The 23,993-nt window shown below is 65.8% G+C and carries 23 protein-coding genes; 15 read left to right on the forward strand and 8 right to left on the reverse strand.

The annotated features are described in order from the left end of the window. The first annotated feature begins 10 nt into the window (after positions 1-10). The 6 genes from AMB_RS07290 (at position 11) to AMB_RS07315 (ending at position 6,887) form a co-directional block, all read left to right on the forward strand. Positions 11-1,108 carry a glycosyltransferase family 4 protein gene (locus AMB_RS07290; RefSeq protein WP_043743724.1) on the forward strand — a complete coding sequence of 366 codons (1,098 nt, stop codon included), beginning with the start codon at positions 11-13 and terminating at the stop codon, positions 1,106-1,108. After that, a complete protein-coding gene (locus AMB_RS07295; RefSeq protein ID WP_011383855.1) occupies positions 1,105-2,559 on the forward strand; it encodes an oligosaccharide flippase family protein in 1,455 nt (484 codons plus the stop codon). The genes AMB_RS07290 and AMB_RS07295 overlap by 4 nt, the downstream gene beginning before the upstream one ends. A gap of 76 nt (positions 2,560-2,635) precedes the next feature. After that, positions 2,636-4,006: a sugar transferase gene (locus AMB_RS07300; protein WP_158303946.1), complete on the forward strand. Its 1,371-nt coding sequence runs from the start codon at positions 2,636-2,638 to the stop codon at positions 4,004-4,006. A gap of 169 nt (positions 4,007-4,175) precedes the next feature. Continuing rightward, positions 4,176-4,961, forward strand: a complete 786-nt coding sequence (locus AMB_RS07305; RefSeq protein ID WP_011383857.1) for a hypothetical protein — start codon at positions 4,176-4,178, stop codon at positions 4,959-4,961. Between the two features lie 52 nt (positions 4,962-5,013). Continuing rightward, entirely contained in the window at positions 5,014-6,297 is a 1,284-nt protein-coding gene (locus tag AMB_RS07310) for an outer membrane beta-barrel protein (protein WP_011383858.1), read from the forward strand. Between the two features lie 62 nt (positions 6,298-6,359). Beyond that, positions 6,360-6,887 carry a polysaccharide biosynthesis/export family protein gene (locus AMB_RS07315; RefSeq protein ID WP_050750657.1) on the forward strand — a complete coding sequence of 176 codons (528 nt, stop codon included), beginning with the start codon at positions 6,360-6,362 and terminating at the stop codon, positions 6,885-6,887. Here the strand turns inward: AMB_RS07315 and AMB_RS07320 are convergent. After that, positions 6,859-7,680, reverse strand: coding sequence for a metallophosphoesterase family protein (locus AMB_RS07320; protein ID WP_011383859.1), 822 nt, complete (start codon positions 7,678-7,680; stop codon positions 6,859-6,861). The two genes, AMB_RS07315 and AMB_RS07320, sit on opposite strands and share 29 nt — an antisense overlap. A 102-nt stretch (positions 7,681-7,782) precedes the next feature. Between AMB_RS07320 and AMB_RS07325 the strand changes: the two genes are divergently transcribed. Then, positions 7,783-9,993: a GumC family protein gene (locus tag AMB_RS07325; RefSeq protein WP_011383860.1), complete on the forward strand. Its 2,211-nt coding sequence runs from the start codon at positions 7,783-7,785 to the stop codon at positions 9,991-9,993. 61 nt (positions 9,994-10,054) lie between these two features. Next, positions 10,055-10,672, forward strand: coding sequence for a hypothetical protein (locus AMB_RS07330; RefSeq protein ID WP_148207329.1), 618 nt, complete (start codon positions 10,055-10,057; stop codon positions 10,670-10,672). Here AMB_RS07330 and AMB_RS07335 read toward each other — a convergent pair. Both AMB_RS07335 and AMB_RS07340 read right to left on the reverse strand, forming a co-directional pair. Further along, the gene (locus AMB_RS07335; protein ID WP_011383862.1) at positions 10,635-11,858 is read right to left on the reverse strand and encodes a nucleotidyltransferase domain-containing protein; all 1,224 of its coding nucleotides are present in this window, start codon (positions 11,856-11,858) and stop codon (positions 10,635-10,637) included. The two genes, AMB_RS07330 and AMB_RS07335, sit on opposite strands and share 38 nt — an antisense overlap. Position 11,859: 1 nt before the next feature. Next, the gene (locus AMB_RS07340) at positions 11,860-13,182 is read right to left on the reverse strand and encodes an O-antigen ligase family protein (RefSeq protein WP_043743734.1); all 1,323 of its coding nucleotides are present in this window, start codon (positions 13,180-13,182) and stop codon (positions 11,860-11,862) included. 193 nt (positions 13,183-13,375) lie between these two features. On the opposite strand from AMB_RS07340, the gene AMB_RS07345 reads away from it, so the two are divergent. Next, positions 13,376-14,287, forward strand: a complete 912-nt coding sequence (locus AMB_RS07345; protein WP_011383864.1) for a hypothetical protein — start codon at positions 13,376-13,378, stop codon at positions 14,285-14,287. Further along, complete coding sequence (locus AMB_RS07350; RefSeq protein ID WP_011383865.1) at positions 14,284-15,126, forward strand: sulfotransferase domain-containing protein; 843 nt, start codon at positions 14,284-14,286, stop codon at positions 15,124-15,126. Before AMB_RS07345 ends, AMB_RS07350 begins: the two co-directional genes overlap by 4 nt. On the opposite strand, the gene AMB_RS07355 is transcribed toward AMB_RS07350, so the two are convergent. From AMB_RS07355 to AMB_RS07375, 5 genes are read right to left on the reverse strand one after another with little or no spacing between them, the layout of a single operon-like run. Then, positions 15,108-15,857, reverse strand: a complete 750-nt coding sequence (locus tag AMB_RS07355; RefSeq protein ID WP_011383866.1) for a hypothetical protein — start codon at positions 15,855-15,857, stop codon at positions 15,108-15,110. The two genes, AMB_RS07350 and AMB_RS07355, sit on opposite strands and share 19 nt — an antisense overlap. Before the next feature lie 36 nt (positions 15,858-15,893). After that, on the reverse strand, positions 15,894-16,427 hold the full coding sequence (locus tag AMB_RS07360) for a GNAT family N-acetyltransferase (RefSeq protein WP_011383867.1): 534 nt from the start codon (positions 16,425-16,427) through the stop codon (positions 15,894-15,896). A 4-nt stretch (positions 16,428-16,431) separates the two neighbouring features. Continuing rightward, entirely contained in the window at positions 16,432-17,067 is a 636-nt protein-coding gene (locus AMB_RS07365; protein ID WP_043746258.1) for a phage tail protein, read from the reverse strand. Between the two features lie 21 nt (positions 17,068-17,088). Further along, on the reverse strand, positions 17,089-17,667 hold the full coding sequence (locus tag AMB_RS07370) for a phage tail protein (RefSeq protein ID WP_011383869.1): 579 nt from the start codon (positions 17,665-17,667) through the stop codon (positions 17,089-17,091). A 20-nt stretch (positions 17,668-17,687) separates the two neighbouring features. Beyond that, complete coding sequence (locus AMB_RS07375; protein WP_011383870.1) at positions 17,688-18,221, reverse strand: phage tail protein; 534 nt, start codon at positions 18,219-18,221, stop codon at positions 17,688-17,690. A 336-nt stretch (positions 18,222-18,557) separates the two neighbouring features. Between AMB_RS07375 and AMB_RS25920 the strand changes: the two genes are divergently transcribed. From AMB_RS25920 to AMB_RS07400, 5 genes are all read left to right on the forward strand, one after another. After that, positions 18,558-18,704, forward strand: a complete 147-nt coding sequence (locus AMB_RS25920) for a hypothetical protein (RefSeq protein ID WP_011383871.1) — start codon at positions 18,558-18,560, stop codon at positions 18,702-18,704. A 24-nt stretch (positions 18,705-18,728) separates the two neighbouring features. Next, the gene (locus AMB_RS07380) at positions 18,729-20,603 is read left to right on the forward strand and encodes an asparagine synthase-related protein (RefSeq protein ID WP_011383872.1); all 1,875 of its coding nucleotides are present in this window, start codon (positions 18,729-18,731) and stop codon (positions 20,601-20,603) included. 80 nt (positions 20,604-20,683) lie between these two features. Next, entirely contained in the window at positions 20,684-20,965 is a 282-nt protein-coding gene (locus AMB_RS07385) for a PqqD family protein (protein WP_011383873.1), read from the forward strand. A gap of 18 nt (positions 20,966-20,983) precedes the next feature. Further along, complete coding sequence (locus tag AMB_RS23290) at positions 20,984-22,204, forward strand: lasso peptide biosynthesis B2 protein (protein WP_050750659.1); 1,221 nt, start codon at positions 20,984-20,986, stop codon at positions 22,202-22,204. 19 nt (positions 22,205-22,223) lie between these two features. Further along, entirely contained in the window at positions 22,224-23,993 is a 1,770-nt protein-coding gene (locus AMB_RS07400) for an ABC transporter ATP-binding protein (protein WP_158303947.1), read from the forward strand.

The raw sequence follows: 23,993 nt of genomic DNA on the forward strand, positions 1-23,993 counted from the left end.
GAATCGATCCGTGACACGTAGCGTCGTCATTATTCTGGCCAGGCTGACACATTCCGGCATCGAGACCATGATGCGCGCCATTGGTCCGGAATGGGCCGGACGCGGCTGGTCCGCCCACATCCTGGCGACGGGCGAAGAGGACGAGGGGCCTTTCGCCGACGAGATGCGGGCCGCTGGCTATGTGGTGCACCATGTGCCCTTCCGGCGCCATCCGGGATTCTTTCTCGATGTCTGGCGGTTCTTTCGCACACAACGCTTCGACGTGATCCACATCCATTGCGAGCGGGCCAATTTCTGGTTTGGATTGCTGGCCACCCTGGCCGGGGCCAAGGTGTTCCGGACGGTCAACAATATCTTCCGCTTCGAGGGTGGGCTACGGCTGCGCCGGCGGGTGCAGCGCTGGCTGTCCTGGCGCCTGGGCGTGGTCTGTACCGCGCCTGGGCCCGATGTCATCGCCCATGAGATGTGGCGGTTCGGCAATCCCTGTCGCCAGACCCCCTATTGGATCGACGAACGTCGCTTTCCGTTGGTGGACGAGGCTGGGCGCGCCGCGGCGCGGGCGGCGCTGGGCTGTGCCGCCGGCCAGTTCGTGCTGGTGTCGGCGGGGCGGTGCCACGACATCAAGAACCATGCGGCGATCATCCGGGCTTTGCCCCTGTTGCCGGACAATGTGATCTACCTTCACGCCGGGGGCGGACCGCTGGAGGCGGAGGAATGGGCCCTCGCCCAGCGGCTGGGGCTGGACGCAAGGGTCCGGATGCTGGGCGTGGTGGACGGGATTCACACGGTTCTGGCAGCCGCCGATGCCTTTGTGATGCCTTCCATCACCGAGGGTCTCGGCCTTGCGGCAGTGGAAGCCCAGGTCATGGGGATTCCCTGCGTTCTCAGCCGGGTCGAAGGGCTGTCGGAACTGGCCCCCCACAGCCGCGCCGGCGAATGGTGCGGCCTGGACGCCGAATCCATCGCCGCCGCGGTGATCCGGCTTCGCCAGAAGGATTTGGGGGAGGTGCGCCGGCTGGCCCTGCTCGATGCGGAGGACGCTCGCCGCATCTATGGCCGCATGAACGGGTTCGAGGGCTTGCTGACCCTTTACGGGAGCGCCGGGTGAGTCTGGACATTGCCCGGTCGCTGCGGTGGTCCTATGGCGGGATGGCCGCCAATCTGGTCCTGCAGGTCGCCTTCGCGGCCCTGGCCGCCCGCCTGGTCTCCGCCGAGTCCTATGGCATGGCGGCGGTGGCCACCGGCCTGGTGTCCTATCTGTCCTATCTGTCCGATCTGGGGGTCGGCCTTCTGGCGGTACGCAACCGAGACCTGGATGCCGCCGATCTGTGGGGGGTGGCCCTGGTCGGTCTGGCCGGCAATCTGGTCATCGTGGCCGCGGTCTGGCTGGCTGCGCCCTCGGTGGCGGCCTTTGTCGGATTTTCCGGGGAGGGGGTCTGGGTGTTGCGCGCCCTGTCGCTTCTGGCCCCGCTGGGAGGCCTTAACACCGCCGCCCTGGCCTGGCTCAACCGTGAAATGGATTTCCGCGCCCTGGCCATCATGTCCCTGGTCGGCAAGCTGGTCGGGCAAGGTGCCGTCACCCTGCCGCTGGCCTGGGCGGGGTGGGGGGTGTGGGCCCTGGTGGCGGGGGCGTTGGGGCAGGTGGCCGCCGGTCTGGCCATCGCCCTTTGGCGGCAGCCGCCTCGCCTGCCTCGCCGGTCCCGCTGGCCCGCCATCGGTGCGGCGCTGCGGGTGGGGGTCAATTTCTCCCTCATCAGGCTTCTGGACTCGACCCAGGCCCAGATGATTCCCCTGTCCGCCGCGACCCTGATGGGGGCTGGGGCGGCGGGGCTGTTCGATCGGGGCGCCCTGCTGACCCTGGTGGCTCTGGAGCTGATCACGGCCGGTGCCGGGCGGGTGCTGTTGCCGGTCTATGGCCGCATGGGCGAGGAGGAGCGGGGCCGCATTCCCCAGGCCTTCCTGTCCGCCTGCCGAAGAGTGCTGTGCCTGGTGCTCCCCCTGGCCGCCGGCGTGGCGGCAGCGGCCGAGCCCCTGGTCCTGACCGTGTTCGGCGGCGGCTGGTCCGCCCTGGTGGAGCCCTTGAGGCTGCTGGCGGTACTGGCCGGTCTGCGATCGGTCGCCATGTTGGCCGGAGGGTTGGTGGAGGCCCAGGGGGGCTTGTACCACAACATGATGCAACGCATCTGTGTCCTTGTCCTGTTGCTGAGTTGGATCTGCGTCGTCCGGCCCACGGAACTGGGATGGCTGCTGGCCGGAGCCGTTCTGGCCGAGGGGGCGAGCGCCCTGGCGTTGCTGGCCCTGGCGTCCCGGGCCGCCGGCCTGGCGTTCGCGGCGGTGCTGGTGCCGCCGCTTCTGGCGCTGAGCGTGGCGCTGCCGGTGGGCGGCGTCATGGCCCTGGCGGCCGGTGCGGATGGCTCGCCGGGCTATCGCCTGGTCCTGACCATGCTGTGTGGCGGCATTTGCCTGGGCGGCGTTCTTCTGCTGCACCCCCATTCCGGCTTGAGGGGCGAGGTGCGGAGGATGGTTCGGCACGCTTTCGCTGGGAATGTGTCATTATGACGTCTATTGTTGCTTGCAATGTTGCGAACAGGGATGGCTAACTGGCTCAATGAGATTGGTTATGCGGGAGAGTGAGTTGCGGGCGAGCGGCGCCGACCGGGTTGGCATGGCCGGGCGGGCGGTGGTGCCTTTGCTGATCGCGGCCGATGTGCTGACACTGGAGCTTTTCGTGCTGCTCGGAATGTGGCTGCGCGAGGCGGTATCCGTCTGGTTCCCCATCTCCCTGGCGCCGGTGACGTTTCATGGCATTCATCTGGCAGTTCTGGTCATTCCGCTGGGCTGTCTGGTCTGGGGGCTCTATCCTGGCTATGGTCTGTCGCCGGTGGATCGCCTGCGCCGGCGGACTCTGGTCGTGCTGGTCGGGTTCGGCCTGATGGACGTCTACGACCACCTGGGGCAGAACGGGCAATGGTCGCGGGGCGTGTTGGTCGTCGCCATGGCTCTGGCCGTGGTGGGGCTGCCCATAACCCATGCCTGGGCTCGCCGGACCTTGCTGCGGCTCGGGCTGTGGGGCGAGAAGGTGGTGTTGCTGGGCGATCCCGAACGGTGTCGGATGACGGCGGCCGCGCTGTCGGCGCGACCGGATCTGGGGTGGATTCCCGCCGGGATTGGCAATTGGCCGCTGGACGGCGAGGGGCATTGGAACGACGCGGAGATGGCGATTCTGTTGCCTCTCCGGGGGGAGCTAAGTCTGGCCGAGGCGGCGGATTCATTGCCGTTCCGGCGCATGGTGGTCATTCCCGACCTGGGCGGGCGCAGTCTGGGCGTATCCTCCCTGGAAACGGGCCTGGGCCTGGGGCTGGGAATGCGCAACAACCTGCTGTATCCGGTGAACCGGATGCTCAAGCGCAGCCTGGATCTGGTTGCGGTTCTCCTGGCGTTGCCCCTGGCGTTGCCGGTGATCGCCGCCTTTGCCCTGGCGGTCAAGGTGATCTCGCCCGGACCGGCGTTCTACGGGCAGCAGCGCGAGGGGTTGGGCGGGCGGCCGTTCCGGCTGTGGAAGATCCGCTCCATGACCCCCGATGCCGAGACGCGGCTGGACGAGGTGCTGGGCCAGGATGCGCGAACCCAGGGTGAATGGAAGTCCCGGATGAAGCTGGAGGACGACCCGAGGATCATTCCGGGAATCGGCCGCTTCATGCGCCGCTTCTCCATCGACGAACTGCCGCAACTGCTCAATGTGCTGCTGGGTCATATGAGCCTGGTGGGGCCGCGTCCCCTGCCGGCCTATCATCTGGCTGAAATTTCCCCGGCCCTGGTGGCGCTGCGTCAGCAGGTGCGGCCGGGCATCACCGGCTGGGCCCAGATTTCCGGGCGCAGCCACAGCACGGTGCTGCAACAGGTGGAATATGACGCTTATTACATTCGTAACTGGTCATTCTGGATAGATTCATACGTTCTGGCGCGTACGGTGGAAGTGGTGCTGTCGGCGCGGGGGGCGTTTTGATGTCTGGCCTTTTCGGCCGACACAAAATGTTACTTCTCTCCCGGGGGGATTTTTCGTTGTGCGATTGACGGGGTGTGCATCTTTTTATTAATTTGCTCTTTAGAACTTGATGACATTCTCATCCGAAACGGGAAGAACGGCTCGTTTCTTGGCACAAGGAGTTGGCCTCATGCGATTCGCATCCCGGATTCTGCCGAGTGTAGCGGCCGGCACCCTCGTCGCGGTCCTGTCCACGACGGGTCTCGCCCAGACTCCGCCATCGTCCCAGGGGGGCGCGGGAACCCAGGCCCAACAGGCGGTGGCCTTGCCCCCTGCGCTGCAGGCGGCCATTCAGTCGGGCAATGCCGACCGGATCATCGCCGGGCTGACGGCGGCCCAGATCGGCAATCCCGCCTTCATGCGCCAGTTCGCCGAGGCCCTGGGCCGGAGTGCGTCGACCCGTGGGGCGGCGGCCCTGAATCTGCTGGTGGAAAGGGTCGCGTCCTCCCTGAGCGCCCGGGTCAGCGCGGGGCAAAGCATCGCGGTGCTGCAAAGTTTCGGTGCCGGTCTTACCCAGGGCATTGCCCAGGGGAACCCGGCGCAGGCGGGACAACTGATCCAGTCGAGCACGGCGGCCATGGTGTCCGGCGCCGGCAAGAACGAGGCCCGGGTGGGCGAGGTGGCTCGCGCCATCGCCTCCGGCGTGGTCGAGTCGCTGGTCCTCAACAACATCGTGCCGGTGGCCAACATCGCCACCATGGTGCAGAACGCTGTGTCCCAGGGTGCGTCCAAGGTGGTGGGCGCGCAGGTCACCGTCCAGGTGGAAAGCTCCGATACCAAGCCGGTCGCTGACGTGGTGCTGATCCGTCAGAACGGCCAGAAGCTGGATAAGGGACAGGATGTCACCTTTGTGGACCTGGGCGACAAGAACAAGCCGGTGATCGAGAAGCCGGTCGTCAATACGTCGCCTAGCTGATCCTTATCCTCCAGTCTCCGATTTCCACCCTCATGTCGAGAGTGTTCGCTTCATGTCCTTTCTGCTTCGTACCTCGCTGGCGGCTTTGGTGGCCGTGGGTGTCGCATCCCCGGTTCTGGCTCAGCCCACTCCGAAAGCGGAAGATCTGACCCCGTCGGAGAAGAACAATCTTCTGCGCGACCAGGAGGTGACCAAGCGCGATCAGCCAGATTACGCCGCCAAGGGGGTGGATCTGGGCGGCTTCAAGTTTCTTCCGACCCTGGAGGCCACCGAGCGGTTCACCAGCAACCTGTATTACGAGCAGAACAATCACCGCAAGGAACTGGTCACCACGGTGACGCCCGGGCTCCGGCTGAAATCGGACTGGAATGTCCACGAGCTGGAATTCTACGCCAACAGCGAGATCAAGCGTCACCGCCGCTTCTGGGGCGAGGATGTGGAGAACTACACCGCCGGTGCCAACGGCAAGCTGGATGTGACCAGCGAGTTGCTCCTGCGCGGCAGGGTCAACTGGAACGCCGGGCACGAGGCCCGTTCCTCACCCGACGACGTCGGCGGCATCACGCCGACCAAGACCCAGACCCAGGGCGCCATGCTGGGGGCCGAATATCACGGCCCGCGCATCCGACTGCGCACAGAGGCCGAGGTCACCGAATACCAGTTCTGGGACGTGCGCAAGGCCGACGGCACCATGGCCAACAATACGGGCCGCAACCGCCGGGTGGGCGAATTGCGCCAGCGCGTGGGCTACGAGATTATTCCTGAATACACCGCCTTTGCCGAGGTTATCTATAACGACCGGCGCTACGACACCGCCGATGCCAATGGCACGCACCGCGATTCCCATGGCTGGGAAAACCGCGTGGGCACCGAGATCGAGATCTCCGGGGCGCTGCGCGGCGAGGTGTTCGCCTCGTACCTGATGCAGTACTACAACGATCCCATCTATCGCGACGTGGAAGGTCCGGGCGCCGGGGCGTCCTTGACCTGGACTCCCACCGGCCTGACCACCGTCAAGGGAGGGATCAAGCGGACCATCAACGAAACCACCTCGCGTTACTCGGCCGGCAATCTCGCCACCCGCTATGACGTTTCCGTCGCCCACGAATTGCAGCGCAATATCATCCTGGAGGCGGACGGCGCCCTGACCCAGACCGCCTATATGCGGTTGGGTCGCCACGATAAGCTGTGGAGCGGCGGCATGACGGGCACTTACAAGATCAACCGCTATCTCTATACCGCCCTCGATTATCACGCCGCCCGGCAGGATAATAATCTGTCCACCGGCCAGTATCTCGAGCACTCCACCTTCCTGAAGCTGGGCGTGCAGTATTGATTGCTCACGAGGCGGCGGCGTCCTACCCTGTAGCCTCCTCGCGGACTCAAGGAATGATGCGGATGCGGTGGTTGCGTATCGTGGCCGTCCTGCTGGTGGCGGGATGCTCTTCGGTCGGTTGGGCCGCCGACTTGGCCTATGTTCTGGGCCCCAACGACAAGGTCAAGATCACCGTTTTCGGTGAGCCGGATCTGTCGGGGGAGTTCGAGATCGGGGGCTCGGGCACCCTGGCCATGCCGCTGGTCGGAGAAATCCCCCTGGGCGGCAAGAATCTCAGTCAGGCTTCGGGCCTGCTGGCCGAGCGCCTGCGCCAGGGTATCCTGCGTGATCCCAAGGTCTCGGTCGAGGTTTTGAATTACCGGCCGTTCTTCATTCTGGGCGAGGTCAACCAGCCGGGGTCCTATCCCTATGTCAACGGCATGACCGTGGTCAACGCGGCGGCCATCGGCGGCGGCTTTACCTACCGCGCCGACAAGAAAGACATCAAGATCACCCGCGAGGGCGCCCAGGGCAAGACCGAGATCAAGGGCCAGATGGAAAGCACCGTCATGCCCGGCGACGTCATCTGGGTGGGAGAGCGCTTCTTCTGATCCCGGCCGGCGTAGCCTGGATCAGCCCGGCCGTGTCCCCCTCCAGAACCAGACAGGACAGCACATTGGTGCAATAGGCGCCGGTGTCGATGCCCATGCGGTTGTCCAGGATCTCCGGCTGGGGAACGATGTGGTGGCCGTGGACGATCATGGCGCCGTGGAATCGGCGGCTGGCCAGGAATTCGTGGCGGATCCACAGCAGATCCTCGGGGGCCTGCTGCTCCAGGGGGCGCCCCGGCCGCACGCCGGCATGGACGAAGAGATAATCTCCCAGCCGCAACGATGTCGGCATCGCCGCCAGAAAGGCCTTGTGGGCGGGGGGCAGCGCGGCGGCCAGTTCGGCCTGCATGCGTTCCGAGCGCTCGCGGCTGGGGGCGCCGGCGATGGGGACGACGCCATAGCTGACCAGGGTGGCAGCTCCGCCGTATTCCAGCCAGTCGGGAATGGCCATGGGGTCGGCCAGGGCGTGCAGGAAGGCGTCCTCGTGGTTGCCCCGAAGGGCGGTCAGGCGGCAACCCGCTGGAAGGGCGGCACCGATCAACAGATCCAGGACCCGGCGCGACTGGGGGCCACGATCCAGATAGTCGCCAAGTCCCACCACCTCGCAGCGATCCCAGGACCGTTCGGCTCGGGCCAGATCGCCGACGACGGAATCCATCAGTGATTGCAGCAGATCGGCGCGGCCATGGACATCGCCGAAGGCATAAATCCTCGTCCCGTCGGGGGGGCGGAACGGCCGGGCGATCCCGCGGTTTCGCCGGAACGGCCGGATCAGGGTTTCCAGGATGGACATACGGGGATTGAGGACTTTCCAAAGCGATTAGAGTTAGAAACGGTCGGGGCTTTCCCTTAATATCGCCCCAGGTTCGTAGCGTGCACCAGAAAGAACGTCAGCATGAACGAAATTTATCCCGTTCGCCCGATCTCCAATGCGTCTGCGACGCGGACGGACGGTTTCAATATTGATCTCAGGCAACAAATACGTGTGCTGTGGCGCCGCCGCTTTCTGGTGTTCGCCGTGGCGGGCGGCGTGTTCATCGCCACCTGGCTGTTCCTGATGCTGCTGACGCCGATCTATGCCGGCATGGCCAGCGTGATGATCGACACCCGCAAGACCCGGGTGCTGGACCTCAAGGAGGTCATCACCACATCGCAGCCGCAACTGACCACCGTCCTGTCCGAGGTCGAGGTGATCCGCTCGCGGAATGTGGCCGAACGGGTGGCCGCCTCCCTGGATCTGTACAAGGACCCGGAGTTCAACCCGTCGCTTCGCCCCGCCAAAAGCGGTGTGGCCGCCGCGCTGAACAGCCTGATGTCCTGGCTGAGCGCGCCCAAGCAGCAGGACCTCGGTCCCGAGGAGGCCGAACGCGCCATGCGGGCCGGCGTGGTCACCACGCTGGTGGGCCGGGTTACCGCAGTGCCGGTGCCGCAATCCATGGTGATCAACGTCTCGGTGCGGTCCGAGGACGCGGCCAAGGCGGCTCAGTTGACCAACGCCCTGGCCGAGCAATATGTCCTCGATCAGCTGAACTCCAAGTTCGAGGCCACCCGGAGCGCCTCCGTCTGGCTGAACCAGCGCCTGGAGGACCTGCGCAACGCGGTGGCCCAGTCCGAGCGCGCGGTGGCCCAATACCGGGGAAGCTCCGGGCTCATCGACAGCAAGGGCGTGCTGCCCACCCACCAGCAACTGGCCGAGTTGAACACCCAACTGATCCAGACTCAGGGCCGGCGTTCCGAACTGCAGGCCAAGGTCGCCCGGCTCGAGACTCTGATCCGGTCCAACCGGGGCGCCGAGGCGGCCGACGAAATGATCGAGTCGCCTCTGATCCAGCGGCTGCGGGAGCAGGAAACCACCCTGATGCGGGAAATCTCGGATATGTCGACCCGCTATGGCGACATGCATCCGAAGATGATCAAGGGCGTTGCCGAGCTGAACGAGCTGCGGGCCAAGATCAACGTGGAGATTTCCAAGCTCAGTCAGGGTATTCATAATGAATACAATGTGGTCAGGGCTCGTGAATCGGCACTTCTCGATCGCATCCGCCAGTTGGAGGGAACCGTCAAGGAGCAGAACCGGTCGGAGGTCCACCTGCGCGAGTTGGAACGCGAGGCCCAGGCCAACCGGATTCTCTACGAGAACTTCCTCAGCCGCTTTAAGGAAACCTCCGAGCAGGAACAGGTTCAGCAGCCCGACGCCCGCATCATCTCGCGCGCCGTGCGGCCCTATTCGCCGGCCTTTCCCCGCAAAGGCCTAATCCAGTTGGCCATGACCGTCGTCGGTCTGTTGCTGGGAACGATTCTGGCGCTGGTGCTTGAACGGCTGGACAATACCTTCCGTACGCGGGAGGAGCTGGAGGACGTCACCGGACTGCCGGCCATCGGCATGATTCCCTTCGTCGACAAGAAGCCGGTGGCAAAATACCTCATCGACCGTCCGACTTCGGCGTTTGCCGAAGCGTTGCGCGGGCTATGGATCAGTCTTTGCCACAGCGATCCCAACAGTTCGCCCCGGGTTGTGGCCATCACGTCGTCCTTTCCCGGCGAGGGCAAGAGCATGACCGCCCTGTCCCTGGCGCGGACGGTGGCGCTGCTGGGCAGCCGGGTGGTGCTGGTCGATTGCGACCTGCGCCGCTCGTCGGTGGCCAAGCTGCTGGAGATCCAGCCGGAGCACTGCCTGGACGATGTGCTGGGGGGCAAGGTCGAGTTGCGCGCCGCCGTCTTGCGGGACCAGTCCTCGGACCTGGATATCCTGCCGGCCCGCAACATGGACCGGGCACCGCTCGATATGCTGAACTCCGCGGTCATGGAGAATCTGCTCCACACCCTGCGGGGGATCTACGATCTGGTGATCCTGGACTGTCCCCCGGTCATTCCGGTGGCCGAGGCCCAGGTTCTAGGACGGCTGGCCGACAAGACGGTGTTCTGCGTCCTGTGGGACCAGACCCCGCGCGAAGCGGTGGTCAACGCCCTGCGTCAGTTGCGCGATGTCCAGGTCAGTCTGGCCGGCGCCATGCTGACCAAGGTTCACCTCAAGAAGCATGCCCGCTACGGGTATGGCGACATCGGCTATTATTATGGCCGCTACAAGGGCTATTACGCCGATTGAGATGAATGCCCTTCGCCGTCGACCAGATGCAGTTCTCGTTGGCTTCCTGGGGCTGATCCTGATGGGTCTGGTCGGGCCGGCGGCCCTGCGCGAGCTGGCACTGCTGCCCCACCACGCCACCATGCAAGCCCTCGCCGAGGGGGGCGCCATGCCCGTCGACCGGGTGGCGGAGCTGGGGGCGGCCGTCGCCTGGGCCGAGACCTTTTCCACGTCGGACCGCCTGGAGCGCCTGTCGGCCCGCATCAATAAGCGGCGCTTCGATCGCCCTGCCGAGGTGGAGGCCCTGCGCCGGGCTGCCCGGCTGGCCCCGGGCGATTCAGTAAATTGGATGCGTCTGGCCCTGGACTTGCCGCCGGGGCCGGACGCGGCAAGGGCCCTGCGGCTGTCGGCCCTGACCAACGCCCTGGAATACGATGCCACGCCCCGCCGGGTCGACCTGGGGCTACGGTTGTGGCCTTACATGGACGATGGCGATAAGCAGGCTTTCGGGCGTCTGGTTCTGGCGTTGTGGCGCTGGCAAACCGGGCGGCTGGCCATGGTGGCGGCGCGGCGCGGCGGGTACGATCAAATCGCGCCCTACCTCAAGGCGGTGTCCCAGGAAGATTGGGAGCACTTCACCCGCAGCTATGCCATCCACCGTCTCAATCCCGAGGAACCTTACCTCCACGGCCCGCCCTGACCGGTTCGGGCTGGCGGCGTGCCCGATAGCGGCGGATCAGCCAGCCCAGGGGCCGCAGCAGGGGATAGAGCCAGCGCAGGACCGGCGGCAGGTTGAAGAGGTGCCAGTCCACCGGCTCGGACAGGTCGGCCAGCAGGCATGACGCCGCCCCCTTCCAGGTCCGGCGGAGCGTGTAGCGCCCCCATCGCAGCCGAAGCTCGCGCATCTGGTACCAATTCACTTGGTCGGGCGCCGGGGGACGGACCCAGGCCGTTTCTGCGACGAACCAGCGATGATGGCGCTTGATCACCGCACGGGACTTCTCCGCCTCCCCAGCGGGAGAGGGAGCTTCCAGCAGATGGCGGCAAAGAATCCGTGCGTCGGTAATGCCCGGGCCAAGGTCCAAGGCGGCGGCTTGGGCCTGTGCAGCCCGGTACAGGGGCTCGTCCTGGAACAGGGGAGCCAGATCGGCGATCCAGCGCAGGCGGGTCCAGCCGTGTTCGGCCCCATGGACCAGGAGGTAAAGCCCCTCGTGCTCGGCGGAAAGAGTGAAGACCGGCCATGTCCACCCGGGGACCGTACGCCGCCCCTGCCACAAGGTTTCGAACGAAAAGGGCAGCAGGCTTTCGTCCTGGGTCAGACGCTGATGCAGTTCCAGCAGATGCCCGTGGGCATGACGGAAGGCGAGATCCCGGACGGCGGTGGCGGATCGCTCGATGCCGCTGGCCGCCACCCTGGGGTCGTCTAGAGCGTATCCGAGCCCGGCCAGCAGCGTGCGCGCCGCGTCGAACCGCAGGGGATCCACCAATAGGTCGATATCGCCCAGACCGCGCCGCGACGGATCGCCGTGGATCCGCTGGGACAGGGCGACGCCCTTGAGGGCCAGGCAGCGGATGCCGCTGGCTTCCATGGCCTGGGTCAGGCGGATCAACTCCGCCGTTTGCCGCAGGCAGCGCCGGACCTGCCGGTCCCGACGGCCGATCAGATCGTTTCTGACCGCGGCCGGCATGGCCGCTGCCCCCGGTCGCAGGGCCAGATCGGCCACCAGCGGCACCACGTGATGGCTTGTTGCCCCAGCCACCACCTGGGACCAATCGCCAATGGCGGCGGCGCACGCGGCGATGGCCTCGTCGGGGACGGCGCGGCGGGGGCGTGCCGCCAGGCACAACAGGCGGAAGCCCGGAGGCAGGCGGTCGAATTCGGTCATCTCATTCAACCACCGAGCCCATCCGGCTGGACCAGGACTGGGCGACTCCCACTCCCATCATGGCGGCCAGGACATAGGCAACGGCGGGAATCTGAGGGCTGAAATCCACCAGGGCGTGGGCGCCTACCAGCAATCCGGCCGCCGCCCCAAGGGCGGGCAGGTCCCGGTTCCGGTGGCGCCGCACCGCCGCGACGAGGCAGCGGCGCCAAGCCCATCCGGCGGCCAGAAACAGGCTGCAGGCCGCCGGTGCGCCCAGCTCCACCATGAGTTCCAGCCAGGAATTATGGGCCTGTGTCCAGATCTGGGTGATCGAGCCCGGCCGGATGGCCTGAAAAGCATCGGGAAAGGCGCCCAGGCCCTGGCCCAGCCAGGGGCGCTCGGCCAGCAATTCCCACGAGAGTTGCCAAACCCGCATGCGCTGGGGCACGTCGGCACCCAATTCCGTCAGCCGCTCGTCCATTTCGAGGACCGCGATCAGGGCCGCACCACAGGTCAGTCCCAGCAGAATGGCCAGACGTTTCCAGTTGCGTTGCTGGCTCAGCACCAGCAGCAGACACAGGCCCAACACCGCCACGGCCATGCCCGCCCGGGAATGGGTGAAGGGCAGGGCCAGCGCGGTGAGCCCGCCGCTGGCCAGTAAGCCGGCCGTCAGGCGGTCCTTGCCGCCCAAAAGGCCGCGCAGGCATTCACGGCCACCGCGCTGCTCCCAGCGGGCGAGAGACGCGGACACCGAGCACAGCAGGCCGAGCCCGGCCAGGGTGGCATAGTGATTGCGATTGACCAGGACCGCGGTAAGGTCGCCGCGGTAGGCCCATTTCTCCAGCCAGAAGATGGTTTCGCTGCCGCTAAAATAAACCACCAGCCCGTAAAGGGCGATGGCACCCGAGGCCAAAGCCAGCGCTTCGACCAGACGGGCGGCCCGGCGTGGCGAGCGCCCCATCTGAACCGCCAGGAGGAATGCCAGCCCATCGGCCAGCAATTGCGCCAGGGCGTCGCGCCCGGCCGCCGGGGCCATGGAAATTCTGCGGGGCAAAGGCCCCAGTGCTGCCTCGGCCTGCGCCCAGATGGGGTGGTCCCATCCCTCGGGCGCCAGAGGCAGAATCTGGACCAGACCCCAGATCAGCGCGGCGCCGTAAAGGGCCAGGGGCAGTGCCAGGACCCGGGCGGAAACACCGGGTGTCTCGGGAGCGCGAAGCGTGACCAGAGCCCAGGCCGTGGCGATCAGGCCCAGCAGCGTCGCCGCCAGCGCGCCGCTCCAGGGTCGGAACGAGCCCAGAGGCAGCGGAGCCAGCACCAGCACCGCGACAAACACCGTAAACGTCATGTCTTGTGAGCTGAATCCGGCTTTCATCGCTTCCCAGGGGCTGGTACCGCTATAGCATTCGTCCGGACTGGCGTCCACCACCACTCCGGTAGTGCTCCGGTCCCGCCGATTTTGCTTCCCGGGGTTGAGTTTCCCGGCTGGCGGTTTATGTTGAAATACGCCAGTGCCCCGCTCCCGCTTGCCGAAGAGATTCATGCGCCTCCCCTACGCCTATCGATTGTGCACATGGCGAGTTGACAGCGACCTGTTGCTCCCGGAACTGATCACCTGGGGCGGCGGCGGCGATGGTTCGGCGGCGGATCTGGTCATCGTCCAAGGATCGGTTCCCGACCATCTGGATGATGCGGTGACGCCGGGCAAGTTCATCGTGGTGGGTGCCGATGGTTCGGTGCTGCTTCACATTCGCAATCTGGTCCGCATCCTGGTCCAGGACGGCCGGCGGATTACGGTTGAGATTCTGCGCCGCGATCCCGAGGAAAGCTGGCGGCTGTTCCTGCTGGGCTCGACCCTGGCCATCTTGTGTCATCAGAGGGGGGCTTATCCCCTTCATGCCGCCTCGCTGCGGATCGGCGGCCGGACTCTGGCCCTGGCCGGGCATACCGGGGCAGGGAAGTCGACCCTGGCCCTTGGGCTGGTCAATCGGGGGCATCAGTTGCTGTCCGACGACCTTTCGGTGCTGCGCGCCGGCTCGGATGGGGTGGACTTGTTGCCGGCCTATCCCCGCCTGAAACTGTGGCGGAAGTCGCTTGAGGCACTGGGGGTTGGCGTGGAGGGGTTGCCACGGGTGCGCGGATCTCTCGAAAAGTACGGCCTGTCCCCGTCCGGGCCGTTCGATCCCCAGCCGAGCCGGCTGGACGGCATCGTCGTTCTGAAGGACGGCCCCCTGGTGCGGATCGAGCGCATGCGGGCGGTGGCGGCGGTGCCCGATCTTCGCTCCCATGTGCAGCGGCCGGGGATCGGCCAGCACCTGCGCGGCGCGGCGGCGCTGCTGGCCGAGGCCGGGCGCATCGCCGAGGCTGTTCCCGTCTACCGGCTGGAGCGGCCAAAGACCTTTGACGATGTGGGGGCCATGGTGGAACTGATCGAGGCTTTGCCGGGACGATGAGCGAAAGCGGCATCACCTGGGTCGCCTCCTATCCCAAGTCCGGCAATACCTGGATCCGCTGCCTGATTGCCAGCCTGCAGGCTGGAGGCGCAGCGCCTAGGATGGCGTCTCTTGGGCGGTTCTGTCCCAACGGCGCGGCCAGGAACTGGCTGGAAGAGATTCTTGATATCCCGACAGAGGACATGGTGCCGCCGGAACTGGCCGTGTTCCGTGCCGATGTCTACCGCCATCTGGCCCAAAGCGGGGGTGAGACGCGCTTCGTCAAGGTTCACGATGCCTATGATCCTAGGCTGTTCCCGCCGGAGGCGACGGCAAGGACGGTCTATGCCGTTCGCGATCCGCGCGACGTGGCGCCGTCTTGGGCCCTGCATATGAATGTGCCGCTGGATGGCGCCCTGGACCGCATGGAAAAGCCGGACTTCACTCTGGCGCGCGTGAATGACCGGTACAATTCCCAGGCTGAGCAGTGCCTGACGGACTGGTCCGGGCACGTGGCATCCTGGCTGGATCGGGCGGCCGCCCAAGGGCCATTGCTGCTGATTCGCTACGAGGATCTGCTGGCCGATCCCATCACCTGGGTCGGGCGGCTGGCGGAGTTCCTTGGAATTGCCGTTGGGGACGGCCTGATCGCGCGGACTGTTTCCGCCTGCCGCTTCGAGGCGCTGAGGGCCGCCGAGGAAAACGAAGGCTTCAGCGAGAGGCCGCCGGTCCTGGAGCGCTTTTTCCGCCAGGGGCGGGCGGGAGCCTGGAACGAGGTCTTGACCCCCCGGCAGGCGGCCCGCATCGTTGCCGCCCACGGGGCGATGATGCGGCGCCTCGGCTATGTGTCGGGTGAATAGCCCACGGTCGGCGGATGGAGCGGCTTGCCGCCGGTGAAGTCCAGATAGGAGTCGTCCTTGATCCAGTAGGCGAACTTGATCCAATGGACCATGGCCGTCATCCGCCGCAGCCGGTAATCGGCGGGGGCGGGGATGGTGGGCTGGAAGCGTGCCCGAAGACCGGCTTCCAGTTCCGCCATGCCCTCGGGAAAGGTCCAGCGGTCGGACGGCCCGCACGCCGCCTCGTAATTGGAGCAGCCGCGCTTGATGATCATCGGGACGTCGGGGCCGAGATGGGGCTGGGCGTCGATGGCGGCGCGCAGGGCAGGATAATCGGCACGGGCGGCATTTAGGCCGTCATAATAGAAGAACCCGGCGTAGAAATCGCGCGAATGCGGGTTGTAGAAGTCGACGCCACATTTGCAGGGGCCGGTCAGGGATTCGAGAAGACTGCGCAGCGCCACCAGGGCACGTAAATCCGGAGGAACGATCTTGATCTTATAGCACTCGCCACAGCCCCGCGGCACGGTGGTTCCCGCATAGGCATGGCGGAAGAGGAAGGCGTTATATTCCTGACAGCGCAGATCGGGAGCCGAGCGGACCAGCAGATACCATTCGCTTCGCGACGGCGGCTTGGCAAAATCCAGGGCGCCGGAGGGCAACACCCGAAGCTTTACGGCCTCGATTGCATGGGCCAGATTCTCGTCCGCGGTTCGTCCCGCGAAGCGCAAGGGAGGGGCGCCGCCGCTCATCGCATTCTCCGTTCTGCGGCGCGATGATAGCGCGTTTCAGGCGGTTTCCAAACTGTCCCCCGCTTGCCGCCAGTCCATGCGCCATGATAGGCCGGTATCGCCGGTGATGCGAAATCCCAGACGCTGATAGAGGCGTTGAGCGGGATTGGTCTTTTCCACATGTAGGGACACGCCGTGCCCGAGTGGAGCCAGAACCGACTGAAGCTCCGAGATCAGGGTGCCGCCAATGCCTTGCCCCCGATATTGAGGGGCAAGGCTGATGTCGAGGATGCGCACGTCCCCCCTGTCATCCGCGGCCAGGTAGAACCGGCCGACCCAGCCGTCGGGGCCGCCCACCACCCAGAAGGCGGTCGTGGGATACTGGCCCAGATACTGGCGGCGCTGCATGTCGAACTGCTGGTGGACGAAGCGTTCCTTCTGCTCGTCGCTGAACGGTAGGAAAGCCAGTTCGGTCTGGCGCAGGGCGGCGAAAAGCCCGCGCAGAAACGGCAGGTGCTCTGCCGCTTCCGCTACAAGTCTGTATCCCTTGGCAGCCAGTGCCTGTGGACAATGGAAGCCGGGAACGGGCATGGGCTTAAGGCCGCTCCGGCCAGTCGCCGTTCCAGCAGATGCAAAAGCGCATCGGGACGTAGGGCTGGCGATTCTCGTGAGGGTCGTCGTTGCAGATCTGCGGCGACAACATCGCATTGCTCATGACGACGGGGGCTGAGGGGCTCGTCGTCGGCGGCGGCGGATTGGTGTAGGTCGGAGTCACCGGATTATAGGCCAGCACGGCGGTAGGGGTGGTTGTGCCGTTAGTCTCGAAATAGCGCGATAGGTAGGAGACGCCGGGGGTCGGTGTCGCCTTGTAGGATGTCGCCGTCTTCGCGTAGGCCGCGGACTCGGCATAGATGAGATGGTTGTGCAAGGGAAGCCCCGAGTAGGCGAGCTGGACTGTCTCGGTGCCGCCCTTTCCTCCCAACCGCACCGGGCTCAGCGATGAAGCGGGGGCACCCTGGGTCGTGAGCGTGCTCTGTCCCACGGAAGTGGTGCCGCTAAGGTTCGGAACGGCAAAGGTTGTCTGGCCGTTGCCGCCATAAAGGGTGCCGACAATGGCCGCCAAAGCCTGGAATTGGCCGATAGAGTATACGCTCCCATCGCAAAGAAGCCAGTTTTCGGGGGTGAAGGTGTAGGGAAATGCGCGAATTTCTCCAATAAAAGCGTCAGCCATGACCATAACTCCCTGAAATCGTTAACCCTTAGTGGGGAAAATTCCACCCTCAATGCGGATGATGTACATGAGGCCAAGATATGGCATGCGGTTCTCATGCGGCTGGGATGCCCCCGCCGTGGTGACCATACTGGCACCAAGCTGCTTGGGGGTGATGGTCATGCCCGAAGGGATCGGGTTCGGGGTGTCGAAATAGGCCACATGAGTCCCATCGGTGAAACTGGCCGGGACACCGCCACTGGGGTTCGGGCTGACCACCGGGTCGCCACTGGCATTGAGCGTGTGGGTATGGGGGGGGATTTGGGCTTGGGTCAAGGTGACCGTCTCGACGCCGCCATTGGTGGCAAAGCCATACGGTGTCAGCGGCGCGCTGTTGGACGCCTTGGGGTCCACATGGCCGGTGCCGAAGCCCATGGCCAGGCGGCTGCGCAGGTCCGGCAAACCGAAGGTGGTGGTGCCATTGCCACCGAACTGGGTCCCCAACAGGGAGAACAGAGCCGGGTATTGGCTGACGCTCAGCTGGTGGCCGTCACACACCGCCCAATTGACGGGGGCATAGCTGCCGCTGAAGAGAATAATCTGACCGAGATACGAATCCATGATCTTGCCTCTTCATTTCATCAGGGACGGGGCGGGTAATAGCCGCTAGTACAAATGCAATAGCCAAGCGCCAGGTAGGGCTGCGTGTTGGTGTGGGCCGCCCCTCCTCCGACTGTGCTGACCGATGCTGGATTGAGCGGAACAGGCTTGGTCCCCGAGTTGTAGAGACTTTTTTGGGTGCCGTTGTAGATGGGCACGGCCAGATAGTTGTCGTCGGCCGGATTGGTTGCGCCGACGGTTTGGTCCCCCACCACCTGATGCTGGTGAGACGGAAGCTGCGCCGTCGTCAGGGTCACCGATTCGGTGCCGCCATAGGCCCCGGTCACATACGAGACGCCTGTCACCGGGTTTTTTCCCTGCCCCATGATGGTGCGGCCGCGGAGATCGGGCAGGAAGAAGGTCGTCTTTGCGTCACCGCCGAATTGGTTGCCCAGCAGGGAGAACAGGGCCGCATTGGCGGATACCTGCATGGAGCGGCCGTCACAGGGCAGCCAGCCCGTCGGGGCCCAGTTCAGTGGAAAAAGGCGAATCTCGCCAAGAAATGCCTCCGTCATGTCACGCTCCTTTTTGATCGCAGGTCACGCCTGGGATGTTTTGGTTGCAACGAAGTGTCCTATAAGGAGAAAACAATTGTGGGTATGAGTCAAATCAGAAACTGTGTTGATACGTGACAACTGAAAAATTGTATGCATAAGTGTATTGGATTTGTAGCGGGTGCTATGTTGCAAGTGCTACCCGTATTCGTATAGCTGTTCCCCGGGGGCGTGCCCCGGAGGCCGCATGCCTTCGCCCCATTCTTCGGCTTGCCCCCGGGCCTCACTTCAACTGATTGTCCCTAACGTCCGGCCGCGCTATGATCCGGCCCAAGCCCTGCCCATGGAGTTCCGCTGATGAGCGACCAATCCCCTCCCGCGACGGAAGACGCCCCCGCCCGCAAGCCCTGGCACAAGCCGGAGATCACCACTCTGGCGGTGGAGGAAACCGCCACCAATGGCAGCACCGGCAACGATGGCAGCGGCGCCACCACGTTTTCCTGATTTCCATCACGAGCCTGATGTTCCATGGGTGATTTTGCCGGGATGTGGCGCCTTGACGGGCGGCCTGTCGACGAGGCGGACCTCACCCGGATGGCCCAGGGATTGGACGGCCGCAATGTCGCGCCGGCCCGTATCTGGCGATCGGGGCCGGTCGCCCTGGTCCACCGTCGCCCGGCTCGGCCATTCACTCCGGGGGAGGCGCGGGAGCTTCAGCCGCTGACCGGGGCTTCCGGCGCGGTTCTGGTCGCCGACAGCCATCCCGGCGCCCTGCCGATCCTCACCGCCCTGGAGCGCCGTGGGGTCGACGGTGTCCTGGAGGGGCTTTGTGGATCGTTCGCCTTCGCCGTGTGGCAGCCCTCCGAGCGCCGCCTGACATTGGCCCGTGACGGTGCGGGATTTCGTACCCTGTTCCTGCATCGCAGTGAACGGCTGATCGCCTTTTCCACCCGTCTGCGCGCCCTGCTGTCCCTGCCCGACATTCCCCTGGATCTGGACGAGCATGCCCTGGCGGCCAGCCTGATCCTCGACCAGAGCCAGCCGGAACGCACCATTTACCGTGCCATTGATCGCGTCCCCATGGGCCATGTGGCAGTGCTGACCGCGCAAGGCACCCGGGTCAGCCGCTGGTGGTCGCTTCCGCGCCCCGGCACCCTGCGCCATCGCAACGATTCCGAGGTCGAGGAGCATGCGCGCCAAGTGCTCGACACCGTCATGGACGACGCGCTGCAGGCCGAGGGGCCGGTGACGTCCTGCCTGACCGGCGGGCTGGACAGTTCCACCATCGTCACCACCGCCCTGCGTCGCCTTGGGCCGAGGCGGCTGCTGGCCGTCACCCGGGTCCCCGATGGGCCCACTCCCGGCGATACCGCCTGCAACTATCATGATGAATCGCCCCGGGCGTCGGCCATGGCGGCGCTTCACCCTGGTATTGACTGGTATCCCATCTCCGGTGACGGTGGTGATTGGGGCGAGAGCGATGCCAGGAGATGGCACCTGGAAGGGGGGCAGCCGACCGGGGCTTCGGTCAATATCGCTTGGTTCTTTCCCGTCTACCGATTCATGGAGGGGCAGGGCAGCCGGGTCCTGCTGGGCGGCGAGCAGGGCAACGGCTATTTCAGCTATTCCGGGCTCAGCCTGTTGCCAGAGCTGTTCCTGGGGTTGCGGTGGGGGCGGCTGGCCGGGCATTTGCTGGCGCTGGCCCGCAACGAGGGGCGCAGCGCCGCCTACTTCTTCAAGCGGGAAGTGCTGCGGCCGTTCGAGCCCTTGTCCTGGCGGATGCGCCGGCTCGGGCGGGGGCCATCCCCCTGGAGCAGCCATTCAGCGCTCAACCCGGCCTTCACCCGCGAGATTCGCCTGGACCAAAGCCTGGATACCGGCCGTTACCGCCAGCGGGTGGACGGGGGGCACCACTCGACCTTCGAGGCTCGCCGCTGGCTGCTCTGCGATGAAACCGCCCGTGACGTGCGCGGCGTCCTGCGCGCCATGACCGGCATGGACCTGCGTATTCCCCTGGCCGATCGCCGGGTTCTGGAGTTTTTCGGTTCCCTGCCCCTGGACCAGTTCCTGAGAAATGGCGTCACCCGGTCACTGGCCCGCCGCCTGTTGGCCGGGCAGGTGCCGGCCGAGACGGTGGGAAACCGTACCGCCGGCACCCAGAACGGCGACTGGTTCACCCGTCTCAGCGCCGCCCGCCCGGCAATGATCGCCGACCTGGCCCGCCTGCGCTCATCCCCCCTGGCCCGCCGCGTCATCGACCTGGATCGCATCCAGGGATTGCTGGACCACTGGCCGCGAGACGCGGCGGCAGCCGAGCCCAGGAGGCGGGAGTATTTCCACCTGCTGACGCGTGGCCTGGACATGGCCGGGTTTCTCGCATGGCGGGAAAGTGCCAATAATTGACCGCTCTTTAGCCGTGGCTGGTTTTCGAAAGGGGTTCCTGCTATGGTCGCCGGAGCCTAGCCGCCAGGGAGAGCCGCGCCGTGACCATCCGTCCAGACATGACCATCGTGCGGTCGCCCACGTGTCTGGCCGCCGAGGTTGGTGACGAAGTGGTGGTGATGAGCGTCGAGCGCGGCCTCTACTACGCCTTCGATGAGATCAGCAGCGATATCTGGGGCCGGATTGCCGAACCTCTCAGCGTGCAGAGCCTTTGCCAGGCCCTGTTGCTCGATTATGACGCCGCCCCCGAGGTCATCGAGGGGGACGTCCTGGCCGTCCTGACCCGCCTGCGCGAAGCCGGTCTCGTCGACGTCGTGGGGTAACGGCCGATGGCAGGAGGCTTGCCGATACCCGAAGCGGTCAAGTCCCGCCTGCGCAAGCTGCCTGGTTATGCCCTGGCGCGCTCGTGCTATGGGATCATCCGCTATCCCGAAGAGCGGGGAATCGCCCTGGCGCGCTATGGCGGGAAGCGCACCATTTTTCAGCCCTATGGCACGACATTTCCCGACCGCTATCCGAAGATATTCTCTTTCGTGCGCGATCGGGTCGGCGACGGTGCCGACATCCGGATTCTGTCCTTTGGGTGTTCCACCGGCGAGGAGGTCTTTTCCCTGAAATCGTGGTTTCCCGCCGCGCGAATCAGGGGGCTGGACGTCAATTCCTACAATGTCAGGACCTGTCGCCGGCGGTGGCGCCGGGATGGCCGCGACCCTCGTCTGTCTTTTGACGTGGCGGATTCCACCGCCAGAGAGGCTTCGGAAAGCTATGACGCCATCTTTGCCATGGCCATATTCCGCCATGGACGGCTGAGCGACGACTCCCGTCGCTGCGACCCTGAAATCCGGTTCGCCGATTTCGAGCGCTCAGTTGCCGACCTCGCCCGATGCCTCAAGCCAGGAGGGGTCCTGGTCATCCGTTACGCCAATTTCCGCTTCAGCGACACTGCCGTCGCCGCGGACTTCGAGACGATGCAGACCTTTCCCGACGGACCGGTTTCGCCGTTCTATGGACGGGATAATTCCCGCCTGGCCGATGGCTCCGGGGATGACGGCGTGTTCCGGAAGAAATCCGGGGCCGGGGCCACGCGATCATCCGACCAGCCCAGGCCGGTCGACGGTCGGCGTTGGTCGTCGTTGCCGCTTCTGATGGAGGCCGGGCTGGCCTTGGCGGGGGCCCGATTGTTGACCGTTTTGCCGTTCAGGATCGCCGTCCGCTGGGCGGGTCTTCACCATCACGCCGTTTCGCCCCGGGATTTGGGGCTTGTCTCCCGCATGCCGTCCGTTCCCGAGGCGGCGGCCATCGGTCAGGCAATCCGGCGCATCGCCCGCCGAGCCCCTTTTCGCGCCGTCTGCCTTCAGCAGGCGCTGGCGGCGGCGATCATGCTGCGGCGGCGGCGGCTTCCGGTGGAGCTTCACTTCTCCGTGGGGCGGGACGGGGCGGGGCTCCGGGCCCACGCCCGCAGTCTCAGCAACCAGACCGTGGTGACCGGTGCCGAGAGTGGCTGCGACCATCAGCCGATCGCCATTTTCTCCGCGCCCGGAGCAAACCTTGACCGACGCTAGACGGCGAAGGGGCATGCTCTTGGGTGAAATCTCATCCGAGACGGCAGCCGCCCAGTTTGTCCGGCTGGTTCGCGACCTGACCGCCTTCGCCGGCTCTCGCCTCGCTCTTGTCATGGCGGGAGCCTCGGTGATGGCCGCGGCTGAGGGAATCGGTCTGCTGCTGCTGGTTCCGCTTCTGGGCCTGCTGGGAATCACCGGATCGCCCGGCATGCTGGCCGAATGGCTGGGCCCGACCAGCATCGAACTCGCTCTGGCGCTCTATGTCGGCCTGATCGGCGGGGCCGCCATGGTGGTGGCCGGTTGCACCCTGGCGGCCAGCCGCCTGCGCATGGATTATGTCGATGACCTGCGATGCCGGCTGCATCGCGCATTGATGGGCATGGAGTGGCAAGCCTTTTCCCGCCTGCGAGGGGCCGAGGTCACCCGGGTTCTGACCGACGAGGCCGTGCAGGCGGCGCATGGCGTCCAGTTTCTGCTGAACCTGACCGGATGGCTGCTGGAGGTCGCGGTCCTGATGGCCGTGGCGGCCCGGCTGTCGCTGGTCATGACCGCAGGCGTTCTGGCGCTGGTGCTGGTGGGGGGGCTGCTGGCCCGGTCTCTCCATCGGCGGACCCACCTGCTCGGCAAGGAACAGGGCCGGACCGGCAAGGCCTGGCAGGCGGCGCTGGCTGACAATCTGGCGGGAATGCGCGTCATCCGCGCCTTCGGCATGGAAGGGACCCGGCATGCCGTCTTCGTCGGGGCCATGACCTCATTGCGGGCCACCCAGCGCAGATTCCTGGTGGCGGTCGCCACCGCCGCCGTCATGACCCGGGCGGGAGCGGCGATCGCCGTGGCGCTGGCCCTGGTGGTGGCGACCCGGGGGTTCGGCTTGCCGCTGGCCGATACCGCCGTGCTGCTGCTGGCCTATATCCGTCTTCTGTCGACGTTGTTGAAGATTCAGGAGGGCTGGCGGGTGGTTCTGCTCGCCTTACCGGCCCATGCCGGCGCCATGGCGCTGCTGGCCCATTGCCGGGCGGCGGCGGAGGACGGGGACGAACAGCCCCCTTGCCCCTTGGACCTGCGGGGTGAGATCCGGCTGGAGGGCGTCGGCTACCGTCATTCGGAGGACCGTCCTGCCGCCTTGCGCCATATCAGCGCGGTGATTCCTGCCCGGCGGATGACGGCGCTGATCGGGGAGTCTGGGGCCGGCAAGTCGACCCTGGCCGACATTCTGCTTGGCCTGACCGTGCCCTCTGAAGGCTGCCTTCGCGTGGATGGCACGATTCTCGACGGAGCGCTGCGCCGCCAGTGGCGGAGCCGGGTCGGCTATGTGCCCCAGGATGGCTTCCTGTTTCACGACACCATCCGCACCAACCTACTTGCAGCCGCTCCCCATGCGGATGAACCGGCGCTCTGGCGCGCGCTGGAGCAGGCGGCGGCGGCCGGGTTCGTCCGCCATTTGCCGCAGGGGCTCGACACGGTGGTGGGCGATCGCGGCGCCCGGCTGTCCGGAGGCGAGCGGCAAAGGCTGACCCTGGCCCGCGCCTTGCTGTCGAACCCGGCGCTGCTGATTCTCGACGAGGCGACCAGCGCCCTGGATGCCGGCAGCGAGCGGCTCATTCTTGATGCCTTGGACCATCTGCGCGGGGAGCTGACCGTGGTGGTGATCGCCCATCGTCCGTCGATGGTGGAGCGGGCCGATCACGTGCTGGTTCTTGAGCAAGGACAGCTCGTTGCCGCCGGGACCTGGACGGAGGTCGGGGGTGCGGTCGATGGTACGTCGCACCTGGGCACGGCCCCGGCATAG

Origin of the sequence: Paramagnetospirillum magneticum AMB-1 (genome assembly GCF_000009985.1) — a bacterium.
Taxonomy (GTDB): domain Bacteria; phylum Pseudomonadota; class Alphaproteobacteria; order Rhodospirillales; family Magnetospirillaceae; genus Phaeospirillum; species Phaeospirillum magneticum.

Excerpts from the sequence above, each read along its gene's own strand:
- AMB_RS07305 (WP_011383857.1), top strand. The coding sequence starts at position 4,176 with ATGCGATTCGCATCCCGGATTCTGCCGAGTGTAGCGGCCGGCACCCTC.
- AMB_RS07310 (WP_011383858.1), top strand. The coding sequence starts at position 5,014 with ATGTCCTTTCTGCTTCGTACCTCGCTGGCGGCTTTGGTGGCCGTGGGT.
- AMB_RS07315 (WP_050750657.1), top strand. The coding sequence starts at position 6,360 with ATGCGGTGGTTGCGTATCGTGGCCGTCCTGCTGGTGGCGGGATGCTCT.
- AMB_RS07320 (WP_011383859.1), bottom strand. The coding sequence starts at position 7,680 with ATGTCCATCCTGGAAACCCTGATCCGGCCGTTCCGGCGAAACCGCGGG.
- AMB_RS07325 (WP_011383860.1), top strand. The coding sequence starts at position 7,783 with ATGAACGAAATTTATCCCGTTCGCCCGATCTCCAATGCGTCTGCGACG.
- AMB_RS07330 (WP_148207329.1), top strand. The coding sequence starts at position 10,055 with ATGGGTCTGGTCGGGCCGGCGGCCCTGCGCGAGCTGGCACTGCTGCCC.
- AMB_RS07335 (WP_011383862.1), bottom strand. The coding sequence starts at position 11,858 with ATGACCGAATTCGACCGCCTGCCTCCGGGCTTCCGCCTGTTGTGCCTG.
- AMB_RS07340 (WP_043743734.1), bottom strand. The coding sequence starts at position 13,182 with ATGACGTTTACGGTGTTTGTCGCGGTGCTGGTGCTGGCTCCGCTGCCT.
- AMB_RS07345 (WP_011383864.1), top strand. The coding sequence starts at position 13,376 with ATGCGCCTCCCCTACGCCTATCGATTGTGCACATGGCGAGTTGACAGC.
- AMB_RS07350 (WP_011383865.1), top strand. The coding sequence starts at position 14,284 with ATGAGCGAAAGCGGCATCACCTGGGTCGCCTCCTATCCCAAGTCCGGC.
- AMB_RS07355 (WP_011383866.1), bottom strand. The coding sequence starts at position 15,857 with ATGAGCGGCGGCGCCCCTCCCTTGCGCTTCGCGGGACGAACCGCGGAC.
- AMB_RS07360 (WP_011383867.1), bottom strand. The coding sequence starts at position 16,427 with ATGCCCGTTCCCGGCTTCCATTGTCCACAGGCACTGGCTGCCAAGGGA.
- AMB_RS07365 (WP_043746258.1), bottom strand. The coding sequence starts at position 17,067 with ATGGCTGACGCTTTTATTGGAGAAATTCGCGCATTTCCCTACACCTTC.
- AMB_RS07370 (WP_011383869.1), bottom strand. The coding sequence starts at position 17,667 with ATGGATTCGTATCTCGGTCAGATTATTCTCTTCAGCGGCAGCTATGCC.
- AMB_RS07375 (WP_011383870.1), bottom strand. The coding sequence starts at position 18,221 with ATGACGGAGGCATTTCTTGGCGAGATTCGCCTTTTTCCACTGAACTGG.
- AMB_RS25920 (WP_011383871.1), top strand. The coding sequence starts at position 18,558 with ATGAGCGACCAATCCCCTCCCGCGACGGAAGACGCCCCCGCCCGCAAG.
- AMB_RS07380 (WP_011383872.1), top strand. The coding sequence starts at position 18,729 with ATGGGTGATTTTGCCGGGATGTGGCGCCTTGACGGGCGGCCTGTCGAC.